This window comes from Brevibacillus parabrevis (genome assembly GCF_022701015.1).
GTDB lineage: Bacteria > Bacillota > Bacilli > Brevibacillales > Brevibacillaceae > Brevibacillus > Brevibacillus parabrevis.
On the sequence record NZ_CP064090.1, the window covers coordinates 1,027,252 to 1,049,357 of the forward strand.

At 53.2% G+C, this 22,106-nt stretch carries 18 protein-coding genes; 14 read left to right on the forward strand and 4 right to left on the reverse strand.

Annotation, left to right across the window (positions count from 1 at the left end; translation table 11 throughout):
• Positions 1–70: 70 nt before the first annotated feature.
• The 8 genes from IRJ17_RS05120 to IRJ17_RS05155 all read left to right on the forward strand — a co-directional run bounded on the left by IRJ17_RS05120 (position 71) and on the right by IRJ17_RS05155 (position 7,627).
• Complete coding sequence (locus IRJ17_RS05120) at positions 71–1,063, forward strand: thiamine pyrophosphate-dependent dehydrogenase E1 component subunit alpha (protein ID WP_122962319.1); 993 nt, start codon at positions 71–73, stop codon at positions 1,061–1,063.
• A gap of 18 nt (positions 1,064–1,081) precedes the next feature.
• On the forward strand, positions 1,082–2,119 hold the full coding sequence (locus tag IRJ17_RS05125; RefSeq protein ID WP_122962320.1) for an alpha-ketoacid dehydrogenase subunit beta: 1,038 nt from the start codon (positions 1,082–1,084) through the stop codon (positions 2,117–2,119).
• Positions 2,120–2,210: 91 nt separating this feature from the next.
• Entirely contained in the window at positions 2,211–3,497 is a 1,287-nt protein-coding gene (locus IRJ17_RS05130; RefSeq protein WP_242773562.1) for a dihydrolipoamide acetyltransferase family protein, read from the forward strand.
• Between the two features lie 11 nt (positions 3,498–3,508).
• On the forward strand, positions 3,509–4,888 hold the full coding sequence (lpdA, locus tag IRJ17_RS05135) for a dihydrolipoyl dehydrogenase (RefSeq protein ID WP_122962322.1): 1,380 nt from the start codon (positions 3,509–3,511) through the stop codon (positions 4,886–4,888).
• 87 nt (positions 4,889–4,975) lie between these two features.
• Entirely contained in the window at positions 4,976–5,314 is a 339-nt protein-coding gene (locus tag IRJ17_RS05140; protein WP_122962323.1) for a zinc ribbon domain-containing protein YjdM, read from the forward strand.
• A gap of 144 nt (positions 5,315–5,458) precedes the next feature.
• Positions 5,459–6,202: a YwqG family protein gene (locus IRJ17_RS05145; protein WP_122962324.1), complete on the forward strand. Its 744-nt coding sequence runs from the start codon at positions 5,459–5,461 to the stop codon at positions 6,200–6,202.
• 29 nt (positions 6,203–6,231) lie between these two features.
• Positions 6,232–6,783, forward strand: coding sequence for a riboflavin biosynthesis intermediates N-glycosidase (locus tag IRJ17_RS05150; protein WP_122962325.1), 552 nt, complete (start codon positions 6,232–6,234; stop codon positions 6,781–6,783).
• Between the two features lie 25 nt (positions 6,784–6,808).
• The gene (locus IRJ17_RS05155; RefSeq protein ID WP_217022017.1) at positions 6,809–7,627 is read left to right on the forward strand and encodes a metallophosphoesterase family protein; all 819 of its coding nucleotides are present in this window, start codon (positions 6,809–6,811) and stop codon (positions 7,625–7,627) included.
• Between the two features lie 95 nt (positions 7,628–7,722).
• Here IRJ17_RS05155 and IRJ17_RS28110 read toward each other — a convergent pair whose 3' ends face one another.
• From IRJ17_RS28110 to IRJ17_RS05170, 4 genes are read right to left on the reverse strand one after another with little or no spacing between them, the layout of a single operon-like run.
• Positions 7,723–7,848, reverse strand: coding sequence for a hypothetical protein (locus tag IRJ17_RS28110; protein ID WP_278189506.1), 126 nt, complete (start codon positions 7,846–7,848; stop codon positions 7,723–7,725).
• A gap of 51 nt (positions 7,849–7,899) precedes the next feature.
• Complete coding sequence (locus IRJ17_RS05160) at positions 7,900–8,436, reverse strand: GNAT family N-acetyltransferase (RefSeq protein WP_122962327.1); 537 nt, start codon at positions 8,434–8,436, stop codon at positions 7,900–7,902.
• Positions 8,437–8,451: 15 nt separating this feature from the next.
• Complete coding sequence (locus IRJ17_RS05165; RefSeq protein WP_122962328.1) at positions 8,452–10,611, reverse strand: ABC transporter transmembrane domain-containing protein; 2,160 nt, start codon at positions 10,609–10,611, stop codon at positions 8,452–8,454.
• A 14-nt stretch (positions 10,612–10,625) separates the two neighbouring features.
• The gene (locus IRJ17_RS05170) at positions 10,626–11,156 is read right to left on the reverse strand and encodes a hypothetical protein (RefSeq protein WP_122962403.1); all 531 of its coding nucleotides are present in this window, start codon (positions 11,154–11,156) and stop codon (positions 10,626–10,628) included.
• A 241-nt stretch (positions 11,157–11,397) separates the two neighbouring features.
• On the opposite strand from IRJ17_RS05170, the gene IRJ17_RS05175 reads away from it, so the two are divergent.
• The 6 genes from IRJ17_RS05175 to IRJ17_RS05200 all read left to right on the forward strand — a co-directional run bounded on the left by IRJ17_RS05175 (position 11,398) and on the right by IRJ17_RS05200 (position 22,037).
• Entirely contained in the window at positions 11,398–14,892 is a 3,495-nt protein-coding gene (locus IRJ17_RS05175; protein WP_242773564.1) for a cyclic nucleotide-binding domain-containing protein, read from the forward strand.
• 57 nt (positions 14,893–14,949) lie between these two features.
• The gene (locus IRJ17_RS05180) at positions 14,950–15,312 is read left to right on the forward strand and encodes a DUF3307 domain-containing protein (RefSeq protein WP_173598946.1); all 363 of its coding nucleotides are present in this window, start codon (positions 14,950–14,952) and stop codon (positions 15,310–15,312) included.
• Positions 15,313–15,353: 41 nt separating this feature from the next.
• Positions 15,354–17,132 carry a CHASE2 domain-containing protein gene (locus tag IRJ17_RS05185; protein ID WP_217022020.1) on the forward strand — a complete coding sequence of 593 codons (1,779 nt, stop codon included), beginning with the start codon at positions 15,354–15,356 and terminating at the stop codon, positions 17,130–17,132.
• A 27-nt stretch (positions 17,133–17,159) separates the two neighbouring features.
• Positions 17,160–20,219 carry an Ig-like domain-containing protein gene (locus tag IRJ17_RS05190; protein WP_242773566.1) on the forward strand — a complete coding sequence of 1,020 codons (3,060 nt, stop codon included), beginning with the start codon at positions 17,160–17,162 and terminating at the stop codon, positions 20,217–20,219.
• A 39-nt stretch (positions 20,220–20,258) separates the two neighbouring features.
• Complete coding sequence (locus tag IRJ17_RS05195; protein ID WP_173597250.1) at positions 20,259–21,413, forward strand: NHL domain-containing protein; 1,155 nt, start codon at positions 20,259–20,261, stop codon at positions 21,411–21,413.
• 198 nt (positions 21,414–21,611) lie between these two features.
• Entirely contained in the window at positions 21,612–22,037 is a 426-nt protein-coding gene (locus IRJ17_RS05200; protein WP_122962334.1) for a hypothetical protein, read from the forward strand.
• Positions 22,038–22,106: the final 69 nt, after the last annotated feature.

Consider the following 22,106-nt stretch of genomic DNA (forward strand, 5'->3'; position numbering starts at 1 on the left):
GCACATAGGAAAAGGCAAGAGCGATCGACCGGGTCGTTCCAAACAAGTCACGATGGAGGAGGCGTATCTGATGAAAGTAATCCAGGCGGAAGAACAGGTGCTGTCCCGTGAACAGGCGAAATGGATGTACCGCAAAATGCTGGAGATTCGCAAGTTCGAGGACGCTGTTCACGTATTGTTCGGACAAGGCAAGCTGCCGGGGTTTGTCCACTTGTATGCAGGGGAGGAAGCGATTGCGGTGGGGCTTGGCGTCCATCTGAACCAGCAGGACAGCATCACCAGCACACATCGCGGCCACGGCCACTGCATTGCCAAAGAATGCGACTTGAATGGAATGATGGCAGAGATATACGGAAAAGCGACTGGCTTGTGCAAAGGAAAGGGAGGCTCCATGCACATCGCTGACCTGGACAAAGGCATGCTGGGCGCGAACGGGATCGTCGGAGGCGGTTTCCCGCTGGCATGCGGCTCTGCCTTGACCGCCAAGCTGAAAAAGACCAATGCGGTCAGCGTTTGTTTCTTCGGAGACGGAGCCAACAACCAGGGCACCTTCCACGAAGGCTTGAATTTGGCGGCAATCTGGAAGCTGCCTGTCGTATTTGTAGCGGAAAACAATGGCTACGGAGAGGCGACGCCGTTTACATACGCCTCCAGCTGCACACATATCGCTGATCGTGCAAGCGGTTACAATATGCCGGGAGTGCGCGTGGACGGAAAAGATGTGCTGGCTGTTTACCAGGCGGCCGAAGAAGCGGTTGCCCGTGCGCGGCGGGGCGAGGGGCCGACTTTGATCGAATGTGTGACCTACCGCAACTACGGCCATTTTGAAGGGGATGCGCAGAAGTACAAAAAAGAGCTCGACAAACAGGAGCATCTCAATGAAAAGGATGCGATCACTTCTTTCCGCAATCATTTGACGACATCGCAAACCATGTCTGACACAGAGCTGACAGAAATCGAGCAAGCCGTAGACAGTGCGATCCAGGAAGCGATCCGCTTCGCCGAGGAAAGTCCGTATCCGAGTGCAAGCGAACTGCTGACTGACGTCTACGTGTCGTACTAAGAGAGGGGGATGGAGGACATGACGAGAAAAATCAGCTTTTCCGCAGCGGTTAATGAAGCGATGAAACTGGCGATGAGAGCCGATGAAAACGTGATTTTGCTGGGCGAGGATGTGGCTGGCGGGGCGCAAGTCGACCATTTGCAGGACGATGAGGCGTGGGGCGGCGTACTTGGCGTGACCAAAGGGCTTGTGCAGGAATTTGGCCGCGAGCGCGTTCTGGATACGCCGATTACCGAAGCTGGCTACATCGGCGCTGCGATGGCAGCGGCGGCAACAGGCATGAGGCCGATTGCCGAGCTGATGTTCAACGATTTTATCGGCAGCTGTCTCGACATGGTGATGAACCAGGGGGCGAAATTCCGCTACATGTTTGGCGGCAAGGCACAGGTGCCGATCACGATCCGCACGATGCACGGAGCAGGCTTCCGTGCGGCAGCACAGCACTCGCAGAGCCTTTACGCCATGTTCACGCACATCCCCGGCATCAAGGTGGTTGTGCCGTCCACACCTTATGAGGCAAAAGGCTTGCTGCTTGCCGCCATCGAGGACAACGATCCCGTCATTTTCTTCGAGGACAAGACGTTGTACAACACGACAGGAGAAGTTCCGGAAGAATATTACACCATTCCGCTCGGTGTTGCGGATATCAAGCGTGTGGGCAGCGACCTGACGATTGTCGCCATTGGCAAGCAAGTTCAGACGGCGCTTGCGGCAGCCGAGCAATTGGCGAAAAAAGGAATCGAGGTCGAGGTGGTCGATCCGCGCACGCTGTCACCGCTCGATGAGGATACGATTCTCGCCTCTGTCGCCAAAACGAATCGCCTGATTGTGATCGACGAAGCGAATCCGCGGTGCAGCATCGCAACCGATATCGCCGCGTTAGTCGCCGACAAAGGCTTTGATACGCTGGATGCACCAATCAAGCGGATTACTGCGCCGCATACACCTGTTCCGTTTTCTCCGGTGCTGGAAGATTTGTATCTCCCATCGCCGCAAAAGGTCATTCAGGTCGTGTCGGAAATGATCGGAGACGAATCGATCACGGTCGTTTCCTGATCGACTGGGAGCACTCGGCGTCGGCAGCAGCTAATGCCGGGTGCTTTTCGCGCTGAAAAGGGACAGACAAAATAGGAGAGGAGAGAGCGGGATGGCAGAAAATATCATCATGCCCAAGCTGGGAATGGCGATGGTGGAAGGAACGGTGATCGCCTGGAAAAAACGGGAGGGCGAGGCGGTCAAAAAAGGAGAGGGCATCGTCGATATCAGCTCGGAAAAAATTGAAATGGAAGTAGAGGCTGCAGCAGATGGCGTGCTGCTGAAAATTGAAGTTCCCGCGGGTGGCGTCGTTCCTTATGGCACCGTGCTGGGGGTGATCGGGCAGCCTGGCGAATTGGCAGCCACTCCTGCGGTCGTTGCCGAGGCGCACGCCAAAGCCGAATCGGCTGCAACGCTGGCGACCGCTGACGGCCAGAGCGCTGCGACAGGTACGAGTGCAGGTGCATCCATAGCCGCGACAGCTGTTCTGGAACGCCCGCGCGATGGCGTGAAAATTTCTCCCGTAGCTCGCAAAATCGCCGAGGAAGCAGGATTTGACTTCACCACGATTGCCGGGACAGGGCCGCAAGGAAGAATCACCAAGGAAGATGTAGAGCGCGCGATCAAGGCTGCGCAGGAAACCGCAGCACCGGCACAGGCAGCTCCCGTAGCTATCGCAGTAGAAACAACCGACCGCGCAGCGGAAAGCCAGCCGGAACGCATCCCTGTCGCTGGCATGCGCAAGGTGATTGCCGAGCGAATGTATCAGAGCCTCCAGCAGAGCGCCCAGCTGACCATCACGATGCAGGCGGATATTACAGAGCTTTTGCAGCTAAAAGAGAAGCTCTCGCCGGAAATCGAGAGCCGCTATCAGCTCAAGCCGTCTGTCACGGACTGGATTGCCCGAGCAGTAGTCTTGGCGCTTGCCAAGCACAAGCAAATGAACAGCGCGCTTCTGGACGACCGGATCGAGCTGTATGACGACATTCATTTGGGTGTGGCGGTAGCCCTCGACAAAGGTCTGGTCGTCCCGGTCGTCCGCCACGCCGGAAAAATGACGCTCGTGGAGCTGTCGCGCCAGCTGAAATCAGTGAGTGCGCGTGCCAAGCAAAATCAGCTCGCACCGGAAGAAATGAAAGGCTCGACTTTTACGATTACCAATCTCGGCAGCTACGGCGTAGACACGTTTACCCCTGTGTTGAACCCGCCGGAAACCGGAATATTGGGCATTGGCGCGGCAAAAGACACCCCCGTGTTCGTCGGTGACGAGCTGCAGCGGCGAAGCCTTTTGCCACTCTCGCTGACTTTTGATCATCGCGTACTCGACGGCGCTCCGGCAGCGGCGTTCCTGGCGACAGTCCGGTCTTATCTGGAAGCGCCGCACAGTCTGCTGATCTAGGAGGGAAGAGCATGTACGATATCGCGATCATCGGCGGAGGCCCTGCGGGTTACGTAGCTGCCATCACAGCGGCGCGTTCCGGGAAACAGGTTGTGTTAATCGAGAAAAAGGAACTCGGCGGCACTTGCCTGAACGAAGGCTGCATGCCGACAAAAGCGCTGCTGGAGTGTGCGGACACGTATCAGCACGTGCTTCATGCCGAGCGCTTTGGCATCGAAAAAGCTGCTGACCACGTGCAGGTCAATTGGGCAAAAATCAACGCCTACAAACAAAGCATCGTGCAAAAGCTGACCGGCGGCGTGCACTATTTGATGAAGCGCAATCAGGTACAAGTGATACGTGGCAGCGCAGCCTTTGAAAATGAGCGTGCGCTCCTGGTGGAGACAGCCAACGGCACGAGCAAAATCGAAGCAGAGAAGTTCATCGTAACGACAGGGGCGGAGCCGATCGCCCTGCCTTTTGCCCCATTCGATGGCGAATGGATTATGCACAGCAGCCATTTCCTGTCGCTGGAGACACCTCCGCCTGTGCTCGTAATCGTAGGCGGGGGAGTGATCGGCTGCGAGTTCGCTTCCGTATACAGCAGGCTGGGGAGCCAGGTGGTCATAGCGGAGATGGCTGAGCAGCTGTTGCCGGGAGAAGACCCGGACATTGCGGCGTTTCTGGAACGAAGCCTGAAACAGCAAGGAGTGCAGATTCATCTTTCCAGCAGTGTCGAGGCGCTCGATCGCACGACGCGGACGGCGCGCATCCGCACACCCGAAGGAACGGCGGAAATAAAGGCCGATGCTGTGCTGGTTGCGATCGGAAGGAAGCCGCGTTTGGACGGATTGCTGCTTGAGCGGGCAGGAGTCAAAGCTACAGCGCGTGGGATAGAGGTAAACGAGCAAATGCAGACAAGCCAGCCGCATATTTTCGCGGCGGGTGACGCTTGCGGTGGCATCCAGCTTGCCCACGTGGCCTTTCATGAAGGCGAAGTCGCTGCCCGCAACGCATGCGGGGAAGAAGCCATGCTTAACCTGCGCGCGGTGCCGCGCTGCATCTATACGTCGCCAGAGGTCGCTTCCGTCGGATTGACCGAGCGTCAGGCCAGGGAGAAATACGCTGGGCTGCTCGTGGGCGAGTTTCCTTTTTCAGCGAACGGCAAAGCGATGATTTTGCAAGAGACAGCGGGAAAAGTAAAAGTGCTGGTGGAGCCGACGTATCACGAGATCGTAGGAATTACGCTGGTTGGGGCGCGGGCAACGGAACTGATCGGCCAGGCCGCGCTCATGATGCATGCCGAAATGACCGCCGACGCGATGGAAAACTTTATCGCGCCGCATCCGACACTATCAGAGATTTTGACAGAAGCCGTACGCGGTGCGCTCGGGCACGCCATTCATGGCTAATGGGTCAGGGAGCAATTATGCCTCCACCATGCAGGAAAGCTCATCCTATGTTAAAATGAGCCGTAATTGGATGGAGGTATGAAATGCATGAGTAAATTGCCAAATTGCCCAAAATGTAATTCCGAGTACACGTACGAAGACGGAAGCATGCTCATCTGCCCGGAGTGCAGCCACGAGTGGTCACTGCAAGGGGATGCCGAGGATAGCGGAGAAAAAGTCATCAAGGATGCAAACGGAAACGTCTTGCAAGACGGCGATACCGTAACAGTCATCAAAGATTTGAAGGTAAAAGGCACTTCCCTGGTAGTGAAAATCGGGACGAAAGTAAAAAACATTCGCCTCGTTGACGGCGACCACGATATTGACTGCAAAATCGACGGCTTCGGCGCGATGAAGCTGAAATCCGAGTTTGTGAAAAAAGTATAGAGATTGCCAGGCCAGCTTCCGTGGGGGAGCTGGTTTTTTCATTCTTGTTTGCGGGAGGCACTATGATTCGCTAAAATACACGTATGCATTTCCAATAATAGGATGATTTCAGCGATTTCATCAGAAGTGATGAGGTGAGTGTCGATGCAATTTCTTGATGCCAACAAGCAATGGACGCCAGAATTTATGCAATATATCGAGCAAACAGCGAAGCCATCTGTCAAGTTAACGCTCTCCAAAGAGCCTGCGACGATAACCGACAGCAAAGTGGGAGGAACGCCGTGGCTGCCTCCGCAGCTCGCGATCCCGCAGGACGAAGAGGGAAGAGATTATTTGTTCATCGCGCAAATCAATTGGGCACAGATGCCACCGCTGGAAGGGTATCCGACGAGTGGACTTACCAGCTTTTTTGTAAAACAGGACGATACTTTCGGCTTGCTCGACCAGGCTTTTCACGTCTGGCATTTTCCTGACGTGATCGACTCGGAGCAGATCGATCCATATCAGCCCGAAGACCCCGACTTGTACAGTCCCGTTTTGGGCGGCCCGTACAAGCTGACGGGCAAGCTGGAAAAACAGCTGATTCCTTACAAAAATCACAGGGCAGATCAGTACCAGCTCCCTACCGATCAGGATGAAGTGGCCTATTCGAAATACTGGGATTTGACAGATGCAAGCGGGTCGCGGATCGGAGGCTACCCTTACTTTTCGCAGGACGATGTCAGAGAAGAAGAAATGGAGCTGCTCTTTCAGCTGGATATGGAAGGCGATCACAAGAGTTACTACGTCTCTTGGGGCGACAGCGGGGTAGCGAACTTTTTCATTCGCAAGCAAGATTTGCTTCGCTTGGATTTTTCCCAAGTTTTTTATACGTGGGATTGCTTGTAATTATTTTGACCAAAAGGGGTGAGCACGCAATGGTGCGTATAGCGGATGTTCAGACTTTGATTCAGGAAGCGAAAAAAACAAGATTTAAATACTTGCTGTTCTGGGGCCACACACCAAAGCAGCAGGGCGTTGTCGATAAAGCGTGCTTCAGCCAGTGGTATCCGGCTGCTTTCGAGGAGGATGGCGTCCGCTACTTGACGGCAGAGCACTACATGATGGCAAAAAAGGCGGAGCTGTTTGGCGATCATGCAGTACGTGAGGAAATTCTCCGCGCACAGCATCCGAAGCAAGCGAAAACATTGGGACGAAAGGTTCGCTCCTTTGATGAAAAAATTTGGGATGCGCACAAAAGCGAGATCGTCCGCCAGGCGAACCTGCTCAAATTCGCGCAACATCCCGATTTGAAACAGTTTTTGTTGAATACGCAAGACCGGGTTCTGGTTGAAGCAAGTCCGTACGATCGAATTTGGGGAATTGGTCTGGGGGCGGATCATCCACATGCAGAGCGTCCTGAGCATTGGCGCGGTGAAAATTTGCTCGGTTTTGCGCTGATGGAAGCAAGAGAACAGCTGCGGTCGTGATCAGCCTTCGGGAAGGAGCAGGGGCATGCGAATTACAAAAATGGCGCAGGAACCGATCGAGCAATTCCCCTACCTGACAGCGGGAGCGGGCGACAAAGGAGTCATCCAAAGCTGGCTGCCGATTTATTTGGGGGAAATGGCTGAGATGCCAGATTGGTGCGATGCCGTTATCGTGACATCTGATTTGCAGGGGGTGACGGAATCTGACGAGCATGAGCAAGTGTTGCTGGGAGAAGTGCTGCCAGCCTTTGTTTCGCTGTTGCTGCAAGTCGAGAAGCCGTCGGTACGTTCGGAGCGCACGCTAGTATTGCTGTGCGGCGATTTGTACGCCGATCCGCTAAAAAGGGGAAGCAGCGGCGATCCACTCTCCGTGTGGACTGCTTTTCGCCAAGAGTTCGGGCATGTAGTCGGTGTGGCGGGCAATCACGATTTGTTTGAAGCTGATTCTATCGGGAAGCTGCGCAATATGGAGCGGGTCACGCTCATTTCTGAACCGGAAATCGTACTGGCGAATCAGCTTCGCATCGCGGGTTTGGGAGGAATTATTGGCCGTTCGGACAAAGCGAATCGCCGGGATTTGCCGTCATTTTTGCAATCGCTTGCGGCGCTGCTGCGAAAGGAGCCGGATGTGTTGCTGTTGCACCAGGGGCCAGACGAGCCTGCTCTGGGGCTTCCGGGAGTGGCGGAAATCAGAACGAAGCTGCAACAGCACGCTCCTACGCTGGTTTGCTGCGGGCATGTGCATTGGGCGGAGCATTTGGTCGAGTGGACACAAGGGACGCAAGTATTGAATGCGGATGGGAAATTGTTTGTGTTTACGAGGGCAAACGAAAAAAGTGATTGAGCAAGGTTTCCCGTTGCCAACCACTTTTTTCAATTGGAACGGTTTAGGAAAGTCAGAACAGCTACGACAAACATAGCTTGTTCAGCTTTTTGGCGTTACTTCGCGGAAGAAGCAGCAACGCGCAACTGCTCATTTTTCATCAGAAGAGTAGAGAAGTTTTGAACAGAGGCAGAGAAAGGCTTTTTGCCACCTTTACTTTTAAAAGTTGGGACCATAACCATCACGTAGTCCTCCTTTCCTATGGTATGGGAATATCTTCTATAGGATAGCATTTAAGTTTCTTTACCGTCAATTGGCTGTTTGGTCATGCCCAAATAGGCGACAAGTCGGGATAGCTCCACTCTGTAGATGTTTTCCTGACCAAAATGCCCCTCTTGCTCACCGACAACCTGCGCGAATTTGGAATAAAGCCGATTCAGGTAGTCATCTTCACAACGCGCACAAAACTCAACATATCGCGCTTGATGATTGACGGCTTGAATCTGCTCTGCGAGATAGCGAAACCCCCGCAAAAACACTCTGCTGCTTCGATAGTCCAGGGAGACGAAGACAGAGTGGATGAAAGCAGTCTCCCCGTCTGGAGCTGCTTCCCGCTCCGCATTCATGAATTGATAATGCCCCCAGCCAATCACTTTGGTCGACCCCTCCTCGATCAAAATGACTTGCGAGTCGGAAAGAAAACCAAGGAGATGAATGAGAGAGTCGGCGAGCGAAAAGGACGGGCTGAATGCATGACGGTTTTGCAGAAAAAAGAGCGTAAACCTGGCGTAGTCAAGATCGCTGTTACAGCTTCTAAATTGGACGAGCATCCCGTTCCCCTCCTGCTATTTTTTTCGTTCCAGTATGATTTGTCTGACATGGGCATCAATCTCAGGATGTTTGGTCAGGATGTAGAGCAATACTTTGCGTTGCAGCGTCAAACATACGCAAGGCGCAAGGGCCGTCACGGTTGCTGTCCGGGGAACATCCTCCAGGAGAGCGATTTCGCCAAAATGGTCGCCATCTTCCAGAACGGCAAGCCGGATGCGGCCTGACTTGGCCTCGCCAGACTGTTTGCTGACTTCGACACGCCCCCGGGCGATCAGGTAGAACTTTTCACCTGTCTCGCCTTCCGTGATGATCGGCTGTCCGGCTGCGAACGTCTCTGTATTGAACAGATGGGAAATATCAGCCAGTACGTCGGAACCGACACCGCGGAAAAACGGGAGCATGGACAAGCGCGCCGGATCGATGGTTGCTTCCTGGCCGCTATCCGAGATGGACAAGCCGCTTTGCTTGTCCCACAGCTCTTTGTAGTACCCGTCTTTTGCCAGAAGCTGCATGTGGCTGCCAGCGTCGACGAGCCTGCCTTGTTCAAACACAAAAATTTGATCGACTCCCGTGATGGAAGCGAGGCGGTGTGTGACGGTAATGACTGTCCGATCGCGGGCCAGCCGTTCAAATGTCCGGTTAATCGCCGCTTCCGCTATCGGATCGAGGGCAGAAGTCGCTTCATCGAGCAAAAGCAGTCGCGGATTGCGCAAAATCGCGCGGGCAATCGCCAAGCGTTGCCGTTGACCGCCTGAAAAATTGCTGCCTTCGTCCAACACCATCGTGTCGTACTGATCGGGCAGCGTCATGATGAAATCATGAATTTCCGCCTGTTTGGCGGCTTCGACGATTTCCTGCTGCGTTGCATCCGGTTTGCCGAGCCGAATATTTTCAAGCAGCGACCCGTGAAACAAAAAATGATCCTGCAAAACAATGCCGAGCTGTTCACGGTATGAGCCGCGGTTTAACGATTGCAAGTTTTGGCCGTTTAGCCGGATCGCTCCGGAATCAGGCTCGTAAAAGCCGAGCAAAAGCTGGAGCATCGTGCTTTTCCCTGAACCGCTGGCACCGACAAAGGCAGCTTTCGTCCCTGCGGGGATGTGCAGGGTCACATCGCGGATCACCGGATGGTCGGACTGGTAGCCAAACGTAACACCATCTACAGTCACGTCCGGCACAAGACTTGGGAGCGGCGGAGCGTGCGGGTTGTCGAAAGCTTCGCGCTGCTCCGAAAACACTTTTTGGATGCGCTCCATGCTGACTTGCGCATCCGTAATGATCGGGAGTGTAAAAGTCAGGTTAAACACAGCGTTGCCCATCGATGTATACATGGTGAAGAAAGCGACGAGCGAACCGATTGTAATATGGCCTTTGAGGGCGAGATAGGAGCCGAAGCCAATAATCGTGAAGTTGATCAGCAACAGACTGACCATCGGGAGCCGTTCCAATTGCGCGTTCATCATATTTTTGCGGTAGCTGCTGAGCAATAGCGACTGGAGCCTCGTGTTGAACTTGGCGATCATGGCTTGTTGTAGGTTGAAGCCTTTGATGACTTTTTGCGCCTCCATGTTTTCCTGCACGTCGCTGGTCAGTGCGGCCAGAAGCTCTTTGTAAGCGGAGTTGATCGCTTGGGCGCGCTTGCCAAGCAAATACGGTCCGAGAAAAATCACGATTGCTCCTGCCAAAATGCACAAGGCAAGCGTCCATTCGAGATAAAACAGGACAATCGTGCTGATGATGACAACCGCGAGAGACTGCAACCCTGTCGTGAACAGGACGCCTATAGCTCCTTCGATGGCGGGGAGATCCACGGAAAAATGCGAAACCAAATCACCGGAGCGGGACTTTTGATAGAAGCCGATCGGCAGATGCTGCATGTGAGCGAACAGCTTTTTTCGCAAATCATTTTGCACACGGGCATTCAGTTTGGCGAGGGCGTAGTCACTGACTACTCCTGCGGCAAGGCAGATGACACCCGTGATGCCGAGCACGAGCATGATCAAGCTGAAAAAGCTCATATCTTTTGGCTCAATCGCTTTGTCGATAATGATTTTGAAACTGAGGGGAGCAAAAGATATGAAAGCGAGGTCAAGAGCGAGCGTGAGGAAAAACAAAGTGGCCAACAACTTGTGGGGACGTATGTAGCCCAGTAAGTTTTTGAGAACAGCCAGCATGGTAACGTCTCCTTCTATGAGTTGAAAAGCGCCGTTTGACGGAATTGGGAAGCATAGCTTTGCCACTCGGAAAAAGAAGCCCGATACTCATCGAGCGGACCAGAGTCCGTTTCCAGGCTGGCAGTGAGCGAGGATATTTTGCTGAACAGCCTGCGCAAAGAGTCGTCGGAAGGGGCAAAAAATCGGAACTCCTGTACCTGTTCCTCGCCATGGGCAAGATACTGCGTGAAATACTGTAAGGCGTACAGAAACAAACGAGTGCAGCGGTGCTCTTCTGCGATGCAGGCAACTTGGATTTGGACAATATGCCGATCTTCGTACTGGCGTTCACCTGTTCCGCGAATGTACGAAAATGCCCCGATCACCTGATTGTCCTCGTTGCAAATGAGAAAAGCAGCTTCCCCCATGAGCAGAGGGCTGGCAAGGAAGCTCAGCGTAACGGGGAAAGGGTAAGGCAGGCGAATATGCGCGTAATTTTCCAACAAAAATGCCAAATAGGCATCGTAATCCAATTCAGAAGAACAGACGGAAAAGGAGTAGTTCATTTGCTCCAATGCGCCTCCTTGGTTATGTCATTGGTTAAGAATACCGTATTTTGTACGCATGGTAAATTGGTCTGATCACAGAAGCGCTGACCATCTGTCGTTCTTTTTGCAAATTTTGACGCAGATAAAAAGGAATTAGGAGGAAAGGCGCAGAATATTCGATTACCACGATTTTCCCATCCAGCTATCCCGCCTGTTTTCCCATCCAACATGTCGCATCCCATGAAGTGAGGTTACTGCATTGATCAAAGACGTTGTGAGTCGTTTGTTCACGCATGGACAAACGAAGATCGAAGGGCCGCTTTTCCGGCAAGTTTTGCTGCTGACGCTTTTTTACACGCTCATCATGATGGCGACTGTCATCGGGACAACTACGGCAGACACGCTGTTTTTGAGTCACTACGACACGAGGCAGCTTAGCTACATGTATTTGTATATTACGATAGCGGTTGTGATCGCGGGTATCCTTTTCCAGAAGCTTTCCGAACGAATGCCGGCGCATCGCTTGCTGAATCAATCGATTTTGTATGTCGGTCTGTTCAGTGTTTTGACGGGACTGGCGTTGAAAACAGGAGCCGCGTGGATTTATCCGGTGATGTTCGTGGGGTATGAAGCGAACAGTGTGTTGGTTACGATGGCATTTTTTACGTTTATGGCATCCGTACTTGATGCGAGGCAAGCAAAGCTCCACATCGGCACCGTGGCAGCCGGTGGTGTCGGCGGTGCGATTGTCGGTGGCTTCGTGACCAGTACCATGGCTCCCCTGATCGGCACCGAACAACTGGTTTACGTCTTCGCAGCCCTTGTCTTGTCCGGTTTGTGGTTTGTCAGACGACTTTCTGCGGCATATGATACGCATGAAAAGCTCACTCCTCCTGATAGCCCTCCTGGAAATGATCAAGCACCAGACCACCCTCAAGGAAATTTGTTCAAACAAATCCCCATTCTCAAATACATTGCTGTCATCATCGGGACGATATCCGTCGCCATTACCCTTAGCGATTACCAGTTTAAAATGACGCTGGCGCAAAGCTTGACAGAAGAAGAGCTGGCCCGGTTTCTCGGCCAATTTTACAGTGTAGCTGGCATCATCTCTTTCATCTTTCAGATTTTTATCTCGACTCGTCTGCTTACCCGTTATGGAATTGTCCCGTCTTTTCTTGTCATGCCGCTTTGCATGCTGACAAGCTCAGTTGCCTTCTGGTTTGCGCCTGTTCTCGCCGTCGCCGTTGTCATGAAAGGCAGCTACAGGGCTTTTGCCGAGACGATTCACCAATCGGTCAGCGAGCTGATGTACTTTCCGATTCCGGCTCATTTGCGGGGCAGGGCAAAAGGACTGGTCAACGGCGTGATCGACTACGGGATGAGCGGTGTGGCAGCCATCTTGCTCATCGTTTTGGCAGACCGCATCAGCTTGACCAGTTTCAGCTTCATCACGGTGCCCATGCTTGCTGTCGCTGTCATCGCCATTTTTCCCGTGAAAAAAGAATACGTGCACATGCTGCTCGCTACTTTGCGCACCAGACAGGAAGCGGCGGAGCTTGACTTGTCCGTACTACAGGCGCCGTATCTCATCAAGGTGATGGAGGATCGCAGCAAAGAGGCGTCTGAAATCGAGCGGCTGCATGCATTCCGACTGTTGGCGCGGCTTCCGGGTATTTCGCTGACACGGCATCTGGAAGCGCTTTTGCGGGAAGCTCCGCCCGTGCTGCAAATCGAAGTTCTGCAGTATATCGAGCAAGAGAGAGTACCTTCCTGGAAACCGTATGTGTTCCCTTTGCTCTACGCGGAGAATCGTAAGCTACGCGCGCAAGCTATTCAAACATTTGCGGCATATGCCGATCAAAGTGAAAAAAGAGTGTTGCTGGATTGTTTGCACGACCCTGACATAGAGATTCAGTTTTCCGCCATTTATGGACTGCTCAAGTATTTTGGCCCGGATGAACAGCTGTACGCTTCGCTCCAGAGCTTGCTGCACGATGTCAGCCCGTCTGTGCGGCGCCTTGCACTGGCAACGGCGGGAAAACTGGCCGATGAGCGCTTGCTCCCGGATCTTTTCAAGCAGCTTGCGAACTCTGGATTGAAAAAAGAGGCGCTCGCCGCTTTGTCCGGGTTTCCGGTGGAGACGTTGCTTATGCATCTTCAAGCCGAATGGGATCGACCGGAAGCCGACGAGACAATCTCCCATTTCACTGCCCGAATCGTAGGACAGCAGGCTGATGCAAAGACGTATCCATTTTTACTGCAAGCGTATGAAAAGGCACCGACGAGCATTCGAAGCGAGATCGCAGATGTGCTGGTCAAGCTGAAGACGGGGGAGCCGCAGGACAGTCAGCGGCTTGCGGGGTTGCTTGAATTGGAAGTGCGGCATGTCCACAATGGACTGCGCGCCTTGCAGGAGCTGAGTCCGCATCCAGACACGGCATTGGTTATGGATGCTTTGCAATACGAAATAGAAGTGAGCATGAAAAATATGTTTGCCTTGCTGGCGCTGCTTTACGAGAGAAGATCGATGGAAATGATCCGGTTCAATCTGGAGAGCGGCGACGAGCGGCAAAAGGCAAATGCACTGGAAGCTTTGGATCAATGGCTGTCCAATCAACTGCGTGCGCTAATATTGCCTGTTGTTCTCGCGAAGTACGACAAGCAGTCGATGGCCAAAAAGGCAGATGCGCATGTATGGCAGTCTCTTTTTGCAAAAGGAGATGCCTGGTTGCAGACTTGCCTGACTTATTTGTCCCATGCGGATCGATCCTTCGTCTGGCAGAGCGAAAGAGACTTGACCGAGGAGGAGCACAAACGGCTGACCATCGTGGGCTTCCTCAAACGAACAGGCTCATTCTCCGATTTGCCAGGCGGCATATTGGCAAAGCTGGCTGCGCGCATGTCTCATCGCGATGTGGAAAACGGCACGGCGATCATTCGCCAGGGAGAAATGGGGCAGGCGATGTACTTGCTGCTTCGGGGCGAGGTCGATGTCGTCAAAGATCACCGCGTCCTGCAGCATTTGCAGGAAGGCGAACTTTTTGGCGAGATGTCCCTGTTTGACAGGGAGGAACGCTCTGCTAGTGTAATCGCCACTTCTCCGGTCACCATTGGCATGATTGACGAGGAAGAATTTGCGGATTTGCTGCACGGCAACATGGAGTTTGCCCTGCGCGTAGCGAGTGTGCTGAGCAGGCGCATCAGGGCGATGAATGAGACGGGCGGGGGGCGGAATTTGCAGAGCAGGGATGTTCCCGAATTACCCGATCAAGCCAGCCGGACGATTCCGGATGAAGCGGAGAGAGCTACCCCATCATTGACAGAAAAGCTCATGGTTTTGTTCAAGGTAGATATGTTTGCCTCCTTGTCCCATAGCCAATTGGCAGCTTTGGCCGAAGGAACCGCAGAAGTGAGGTATCGCGCAGGTGAAACGATCGTGCATTACGGTGAGACGGGGGATGCCATGTACGGCATTATCGCGGGCAGCGTTCGTGTGGAGCGCGAAGGACGAGCGATTGCCGAGCTGCACCAGGGAGATGTTTTCGGCGAGATGGCTTTGTTGGAGCGTTCCCCGCGCTCGGCAACCGTAACAGCGCTGGAGGATGCGAGACTGGTGAAAATCAGTGATGAGCTGTTTTACGATTTTTGCCTGGAAGACGAGACGGTCATTACAACGATCATCGCGGCACTGGCGGCAAGACTTCGCCGGATGACCGCAGAAGCGGCAAGCGAAGGGGCAGATGTACGCTGAACATGAGCATGGCACAGGAAGCCGCCCCCGGTTGCTGATAAAGGAGACGAAGGGAAAGTGAGTGCATTTAGCCAGTTTGACGTATTGTTTCTCGCCCATTTGATCGGCGACTATTTGCTGCAAACAGAGTGGATGGCCAAGTACAAGGCGCAGCAGTGGAGACCGCTTTTGGCTCATTGCTTTGTGTATACGCTGGTCGTGGGCATTGTAGCGTTTTTGTTTTTGCCGGGAGGACTTTCCTGGTGGGCGATTGGCCTGATTTTTGTGTCCCACGTCATTTTGGACCGCAGAGGGTTCGTCGGTTTTTGGTATCGTCGCGTAATGGGTGTGACAGACGAGAAGAGCAAATGGCTGATGATTATGGTCGACCAAATTTTCCACCTGATCATTCTCGCAGCAGCGGTAAGCATTTCTGTCTGAGTCTGAGTGCAGCGACGATGGAGTAAGGAGACGAAAGAGCGATGAATAAAAAAATCCGGAATTACTTGCTTGCGGGCAACGTCCTGACGTTCCTGCTTTGTCTGGCTTTGCTGTTTACCGGGTCATTGCAGGTGCTGGGCCGGGCCTTGTACGACTACAATCAGCAGACGACGATGACCCACCAGCCGAACGAAGATATTATCGTGATCGAGATCGATCAGGAGTCGCTTGATTTGATCGGCACGTTTCCCTGGCCGCGCGATATTTACATACCGCTGCTGGAGCAGATCGCAGGCGCCAAGGCGATCGGCTTTGACATCACGTTCACGACGAAGAGCGAAGATCCTGCTGTCGACCAGGCTTTTGCTGCCGAGCTTGCCAAGCATAACAATGTCATTATTCCTTCCTATGCCGAGATGGAGAACTTTTTCCGCAAAGAAACCAAGGTGAAAAAGGACGAGCTGGTGAAGGGGCAGGCTCTGTACAAGCCGATACCCGAGATTGCCGCCGCTTCCCAAACCGCGCATATCAACGCGTTGCTTGACGAGGACGGAGCTATTCGGCGCACGTGGCTGATGCTGGATACGCCGGAAGGGCCGATCCCGTCGATGGCGTACAAAATGGCGGAGATGGCCGGGGCCAACGTCCAAAACTTTTTAACCGACAATCCCCAGGCGGAAATCCCGATCAAGTACAACAGCACGACAAAAGATTTCATGAGCATCCCGTTTTACATGGTAGTAAACGGTGAGGTGCCGCCGGAAACTTTTCAGGATCGGATCGTCCTGATCGGCTTTGCGGCAGCAGGAACGGACGCCCATCCTACTCCTGTCGACAACCATATGTACCTCGTATACGCGCACGCCAACATTATCGATCAACTGCTGCGTCACGAAAAAATCACGATAACCGATCAGTGGTACGTGCTGTTGCTGATGCTCGTCATCATGGTCTGCTCGGTCTGGGTAACGTGGCGGACGAAAACAGTAACGAGCATCGCGCTGCATTTTCTCGGTACGGTGGCGCTGCTAGGCGGTCAGTGGCTGCTCTATTCCTCGACTTTGCACCACTTCGACGTGATTTACCCGCTCGTGGCGCTGTGGCTTGTGTACGTGGTGAATCTCGCGGTGAAAACTTTTTTCGAAATGAAGCAAAAGCAGTTTATTACCAAGCAATTCGGGCGTTATCTGTCGCCAGAGCTGGTGAAAGAGATCGCCAAAAGCGACGCGGAGCTGCCCCTTGGCGGCGTCAACAAGGAACTGACGATTTTGTTTTTGGATATACGCGGATTTACCCCGTTGTCTGAAAAGCTGAAGCCGGAGGAGATCGTCGATTTTCTCAATATGATGTTTGACATGATTACCAATCAGGTGCTGGCGAACAAGGGCACGATCGACAAGTTCATCGGGGATGCGGCAATGGTGTTGTTCAATGCCCCTTTGGATGTCGCCGATCATGAGTATTGCGCTGTGAAAACTGCTCACGAGATTCAGAATGGGATGAAAAGTGTGCAGGCACATATTTTGCAAAAATACGGCGTCGAGGTCAGCGTCGGCATCGGCATCAACACGGGTAATGTGGTAGTCGGAAACATCGGCTCTTACTTGCGGGTGGACTACACAGCCATTGGAGATGCGGTGAACACAGCCGCGCGCATCGAGTCCAATGCTTCCGCCAACCAGATTCTCGTGTCGGAGGAGACGTACAGGCGAACGAAAGATTTTTTCCACTATCGCGATGTGGGTGAAAAACAGATGAAGGGCAAAAGCGAGGCTATACGGCTGTACGAGGTCGTAGACTTCCTTGCTGCGCCCCGCTAACAAAACGTGAGAGGTGAGTGACAAGTGATGGATCAGCCGATCAAACAACCTGTCGGGCTGGCAAAAGTGTTGACGGTCCTTGGCATGCTCTGTTTCCTCCTGCTGGGAATGGCTACAGGGACAGAGGCAGAGACGGCCCGGGTAGCCAAGGTCGAGCAAGTGACAGGGACTGTGATGGTGAAAAAGGCAGGCGGCACGAAAGAGTACAAAGCGTTCAAAAGCATGAGCCTGAACAAAGGGGATCAAATATCGACAGGCCCCAAATCAAGTGTAGTGCTCTCCATTGTGGATCGCGATGATGAGATTACTGTCAACGAAAATACGATCATCTCGTTGGCGAAGCTGCAAGAGGCGGCAAATGGCAAGCAAACGAGCGTCCAGGTGACATCTGGTTCAGCGTACATCAAAGTAAAATCGCTGACGAAGCAATCCGATGAGTTTTCCATCCAGACGCCGACTGCGATCATGGGAGTGAGAGGGACACAGTTGCAGGTGAGTGTCGACCCGCTGACAGGGAAAAGCAGTGTTTTTGTGGCAGCAGGGAAAGTCCAGGCAGAAAATCGTACGGACAGCAAGCAGGTCATGGTGTACCCGTTGATGCAGCTGTCCATGTTCGATGGAGGCAAGCAACAGCCGCCAGCTTCCCAGGTCGCTTTTATTCGACCGGAGGATCTGCTCAATACGATGTCGCCTGCGCTGCTGGAAGCGATGATTCGCAACAAGGCGATGATGGATCAGGAAAACGATGAGTGGATCGAGCAAATGAAGCGGCATTTGACTGACAAAGCAGCAACAGGAGAGCTTCCGGGCCTTCCGTTGAATGAACAAAGGGATTTGGAAGAATACGCAAATAACATGAACGTCTGGCTGAATAACTTGGTCAAAGAAGCTCTGGCAAACAACAAGGTGTCAGAGAGCGATATCCGCGATCTGGTCAATCAAGTCAACAAGGATTTGCAGCGGAAAATTGAACTGAGCGGGAACGTTCCTCCGGTCGAGTGGAGCGAACTGCAGCAGCAAGAAGCACGAAACAAGCTGCTGGAATTGGAGCGGGAACGGCAACGAAAAGCGCTGGAAGAACAAAAGCAGCGCAATGCTGCTAGAGAAAACATTTTGCAGAAAATCCAGGAAGAGCAGGAGCGCCTTGAAAAGCTGAGGGAAGCAGCGCGTCAGCAGGAACTGGACAAGCTGAAAAATAGCATACCGACGGTTCCGACAGGATCAGGTACAGGAACTTCCGGAGGCGGAGGCGGTTCTGGCTCAAGTGGCTCCGGTTCGGGAGGTTCGGGAGGCTCAGGAGGTTCCGGCGGTTCTGGCGGCAAGGACAAGGACCCGGGAAAAATCGTGCGCATCGCTGATCTGGAAGAAACGATTCGCGCAGGAGTCAGCTATCATTTGCCCGGTACGGTCCTGGCTCAAATGGAAGATGGCACAAAAAACAAAGTTTCTGTGACGTGGGAGCAAACGACAATCCATACCGACAAGACGGGAAGCTTCTCTTTTATCGGGAAAGTGAGCGATTACAAAAACGACGTCCGTCTCCTTCTCCACATCTATGCGCCGTTTGGGAAACCAGTCAAGCTGCACAGTGGAACCATGTTGTTCGACAAAGGCTTCGAGCTGGATATGGGAGCCAATCCACTGCCGGAACAGGCAACGGTAACGATTCGAGAAGTGAAGCAGGGAAGTGCGTTGGAACAGGCTGGTCTAGTCCTCAGCTTTGCCTTTGAAGGGATTGAAGTGAAGCAGCCTGTCACATTGTCTTATCCGTTGAAGGCACGAGAGAGCGGGGCGGACGTCGGCGTCTTTTACAAGCGCTCAGATGACCGTTGGGAATACGTGCACGGAACCAGCGTAGTTGATGGCCGGGTCATTGCCAGTGTGGAGCATTTCTCCACGTACGGCGTGTTCCATGCTCCACAGGCAGCGCCAGTGCTTGCTTCGCCAGAGGCGGGATTGGTGGACGGAAATCCTGATATTACACTACAGACAGATACGCCGGGTGCAACCATCTACTATAAAAATGGCGGTCGCTATGAGCGCTACGAGCCGGGTTCGACCATTCATCTGACCACAGGAGCGGTAGAGGCTTATGCCACCGCTGACAACATGCGGGACAGCGAGGTGGCGAGATATGCCTATACCACGGTGTCAGCGAGCGTAAAAGACAGTCAGCATGTCGAGCTTACTTTTTCTGAACCGATTCAAAGCGGCTCGGAAGCTGGCGTTACTTTGCAAAATGGCCGATTCTACCGTTTTGACATCCCGGCAGTGAACGGCTCGCAAACGTTGGCAGTCGCAAGTGGAACGCAAATTTCAGATCACACCGTTCTGTTGACGCTGGCAAGCGATACTTCGACGATGCTGCAAAATCGCTATGTCGTGAAGTTTTACGATGAGTCTGGCAGCTATGCGGCGCAGAGCAATTCGTTTTTGCTCGGCTACGTGCCCGAGCAGCCCAGACCACAACCTGAGCCGGAAGTTGGCACCATCGATATCGATATCGGCCAGGACGGATGGGTTTATATCAGATGGGATCAGGTGCAAGATGCAGAAAGATATGAAATTTGCCTGACGGACAATGCGTGCGAGACGCTTTTGCAGCCCGCAGGTCCAGGTCAGCTGGAGTATGAGTTCAAGGACTTCTCGTATCGCCAAAAGTATACGGTGGACGTGACCGCTTACAATGCGCGCAACCAGGTTATTGCCAAAGGAAGAGACTTTTTCAGAGTAGTAGCCGAACCGGAATATATGAACGTAGGAGCAACAGCCACCGGATCATCGGTCAGAGTCACCTGGAATGAGGTGAGCGACACGGTTAAGTATTCGGTTTGCCTGGAAGATACGTGCGAGGAAGTTAGCAATAGTCAGGAATACACCTTCGCCAATGTGTCAGCAGGGAGCTATGAAGTAAAAGTAAGGGCATTTGATGAGTTCGATCAGGTGGTAGGCAGGGGATATGCAGATGTCACCGTGGAAGAGCCGGGCCCAGGTCCGATTCCACCGCCGCCGCCACCTGTCGAGCCAGGTCCAAGCCCGCTCGTTCAGCTCATTCAAAACAGGCCGCTGTTCAGCCAGCTTTTCTAGCAGAGATCATCGAACAGCGGACAAGGAGGGACTTTCGCATTGATACGTAAAAAGCGAAGCATATCGAAGGCAGCTGTGTTGGGCGTGTTTGCTCTGGCTGTATGGGCAGGTGCTGTCCCGGCATTTGCGGCGACAACAGAACCTGCCCCCGTGGCAGACAAAAAGATCGTAGCTGGCTCAGGACAAACGGGCGATGAAAACGGTGCCGCCCTGTCCGCATCGTTTCGCGAACCGTCGGGGATTGTCGTCTTGCCCGACGGCGCCGCCTATATCGCGGACTCCGCAAACCACAGCATTCGCAAGCTGGCTGCCGGACTCGTATCCGATTACGCCGGGCTGACGGTATCCCGCGATGCAAAAGGCTTGCCGGAAGGAATGTGGCTCGATGGCCCACTGAATCAATCGATGTTTCAACAGCCTCAAGGCATGGCAGCAGATGCACAAGGAAACCTGTACATCGCAGATACCGGCAACCATGTCATCCGCAAAATCACCACGCAGGGGACGGTCGCGACGCTTGCCGGGGATGGCGTGCAAGGACACCAGGATGGGACAGGAAAAGCAGCGCGTTTCTACTCCCCTGGCGATCTCGCTGTCGCTGCTGACGGAACGATTTACGTGGCAGATACGTTAAACCATGCGATTCGCAAAATTACCGCGGATGGCAAAGTGACGACCTTGAACAGTCTGTCAGAGCGGATTGTGCAACTTGCCCCGGGATATGTGGAACGAGCGGGTGATTTTCGCGACGGAAAGCTGAAAGAAGCCAAGTTCAATGAGCCAACCGGAATCGCCATCGATGGACAAGGCAATCTGTACGTGAGCGACACGGGCAACCAACGGATTCGCTATATCGATCTGAAAAACGGGACGGTAGCTACCGTAGCGGGAGCTGCCACGCTGACTTATCCGCAAGACAGCCTGTACGCAGAGGGAGGTCAGGGAGATGGCGCAGCAAGTTCCGCCCAATTCCAGTTCCCAAAAGGCATCTCAGTAACGGCCGAGGGTGGACTGGTAATCGCCGATAGCCGCAACCATGCGATTCGCTACTTGCATAATGGCAAGGTCACTACGCTGGCTTCCTCGTTTGATCAGCCAGTCGATGTTGCAGCAACAGGGCAAGGGAGCATCTGGGTAACAGATTCCTCCGCCCAGACCATTTTTCAGGTGAGCCTTCCGCCGCAGAGCAAATAGACGTAACGCTTGCAACGACCTCTGATTCATGGAGGTCGTTTTTCTTTTTCAAAAAATCTACGTCTACAGGCGAAAGAACTCCCTGCACAGGTAGAGGAGGGCAAGCTTGATTATTACTATCAAAAGTAACCCCCTGCTATCGTCACTCACCTGTACAAATGACCGAAAAACAAAATGAGCTGAGAAAGGGAGAGGAAAATGGAAATCAAACAAATGGACGGGCAGCCGATTTACAAAGCTGTCGCTGCTACGACCGTAGACGTTCACCAATTCACGCAAGAGCTGGATGGCATTTTGGCAGCGCAAAAGCCTTTTGGACTGATGATGGTCAAGCCTGCGGAAGCGGGCGAGGAACGCAATCAGGAGGCAGACCGCGAGTTCAGGAACACCATGGCAAAGTGGCTAAAAGCAAACAAGCCGAAAATGAGCACGTATTGCGTCGGTCTGGCGACGATTGCCTCGAACGAAGCGGAATGGCAAAAGTACGCCGAGTCAGCAGCGAAAATGACCAGCAGCATATACGGCTGCCCGGGAGCCATGTACCTGGAGGAAAATGAAGCGGCGGCCTGGTTGCAAGAGCAGATCAACTACTACGCGACCAAATGGAAGCTGAACGAATTTTAACAAAGAAGTGCCGTGAAAGCTTGTCTTGAAAAAGACAAGCTTTTTGCTGTTTGCAGACAAGCATGCCCT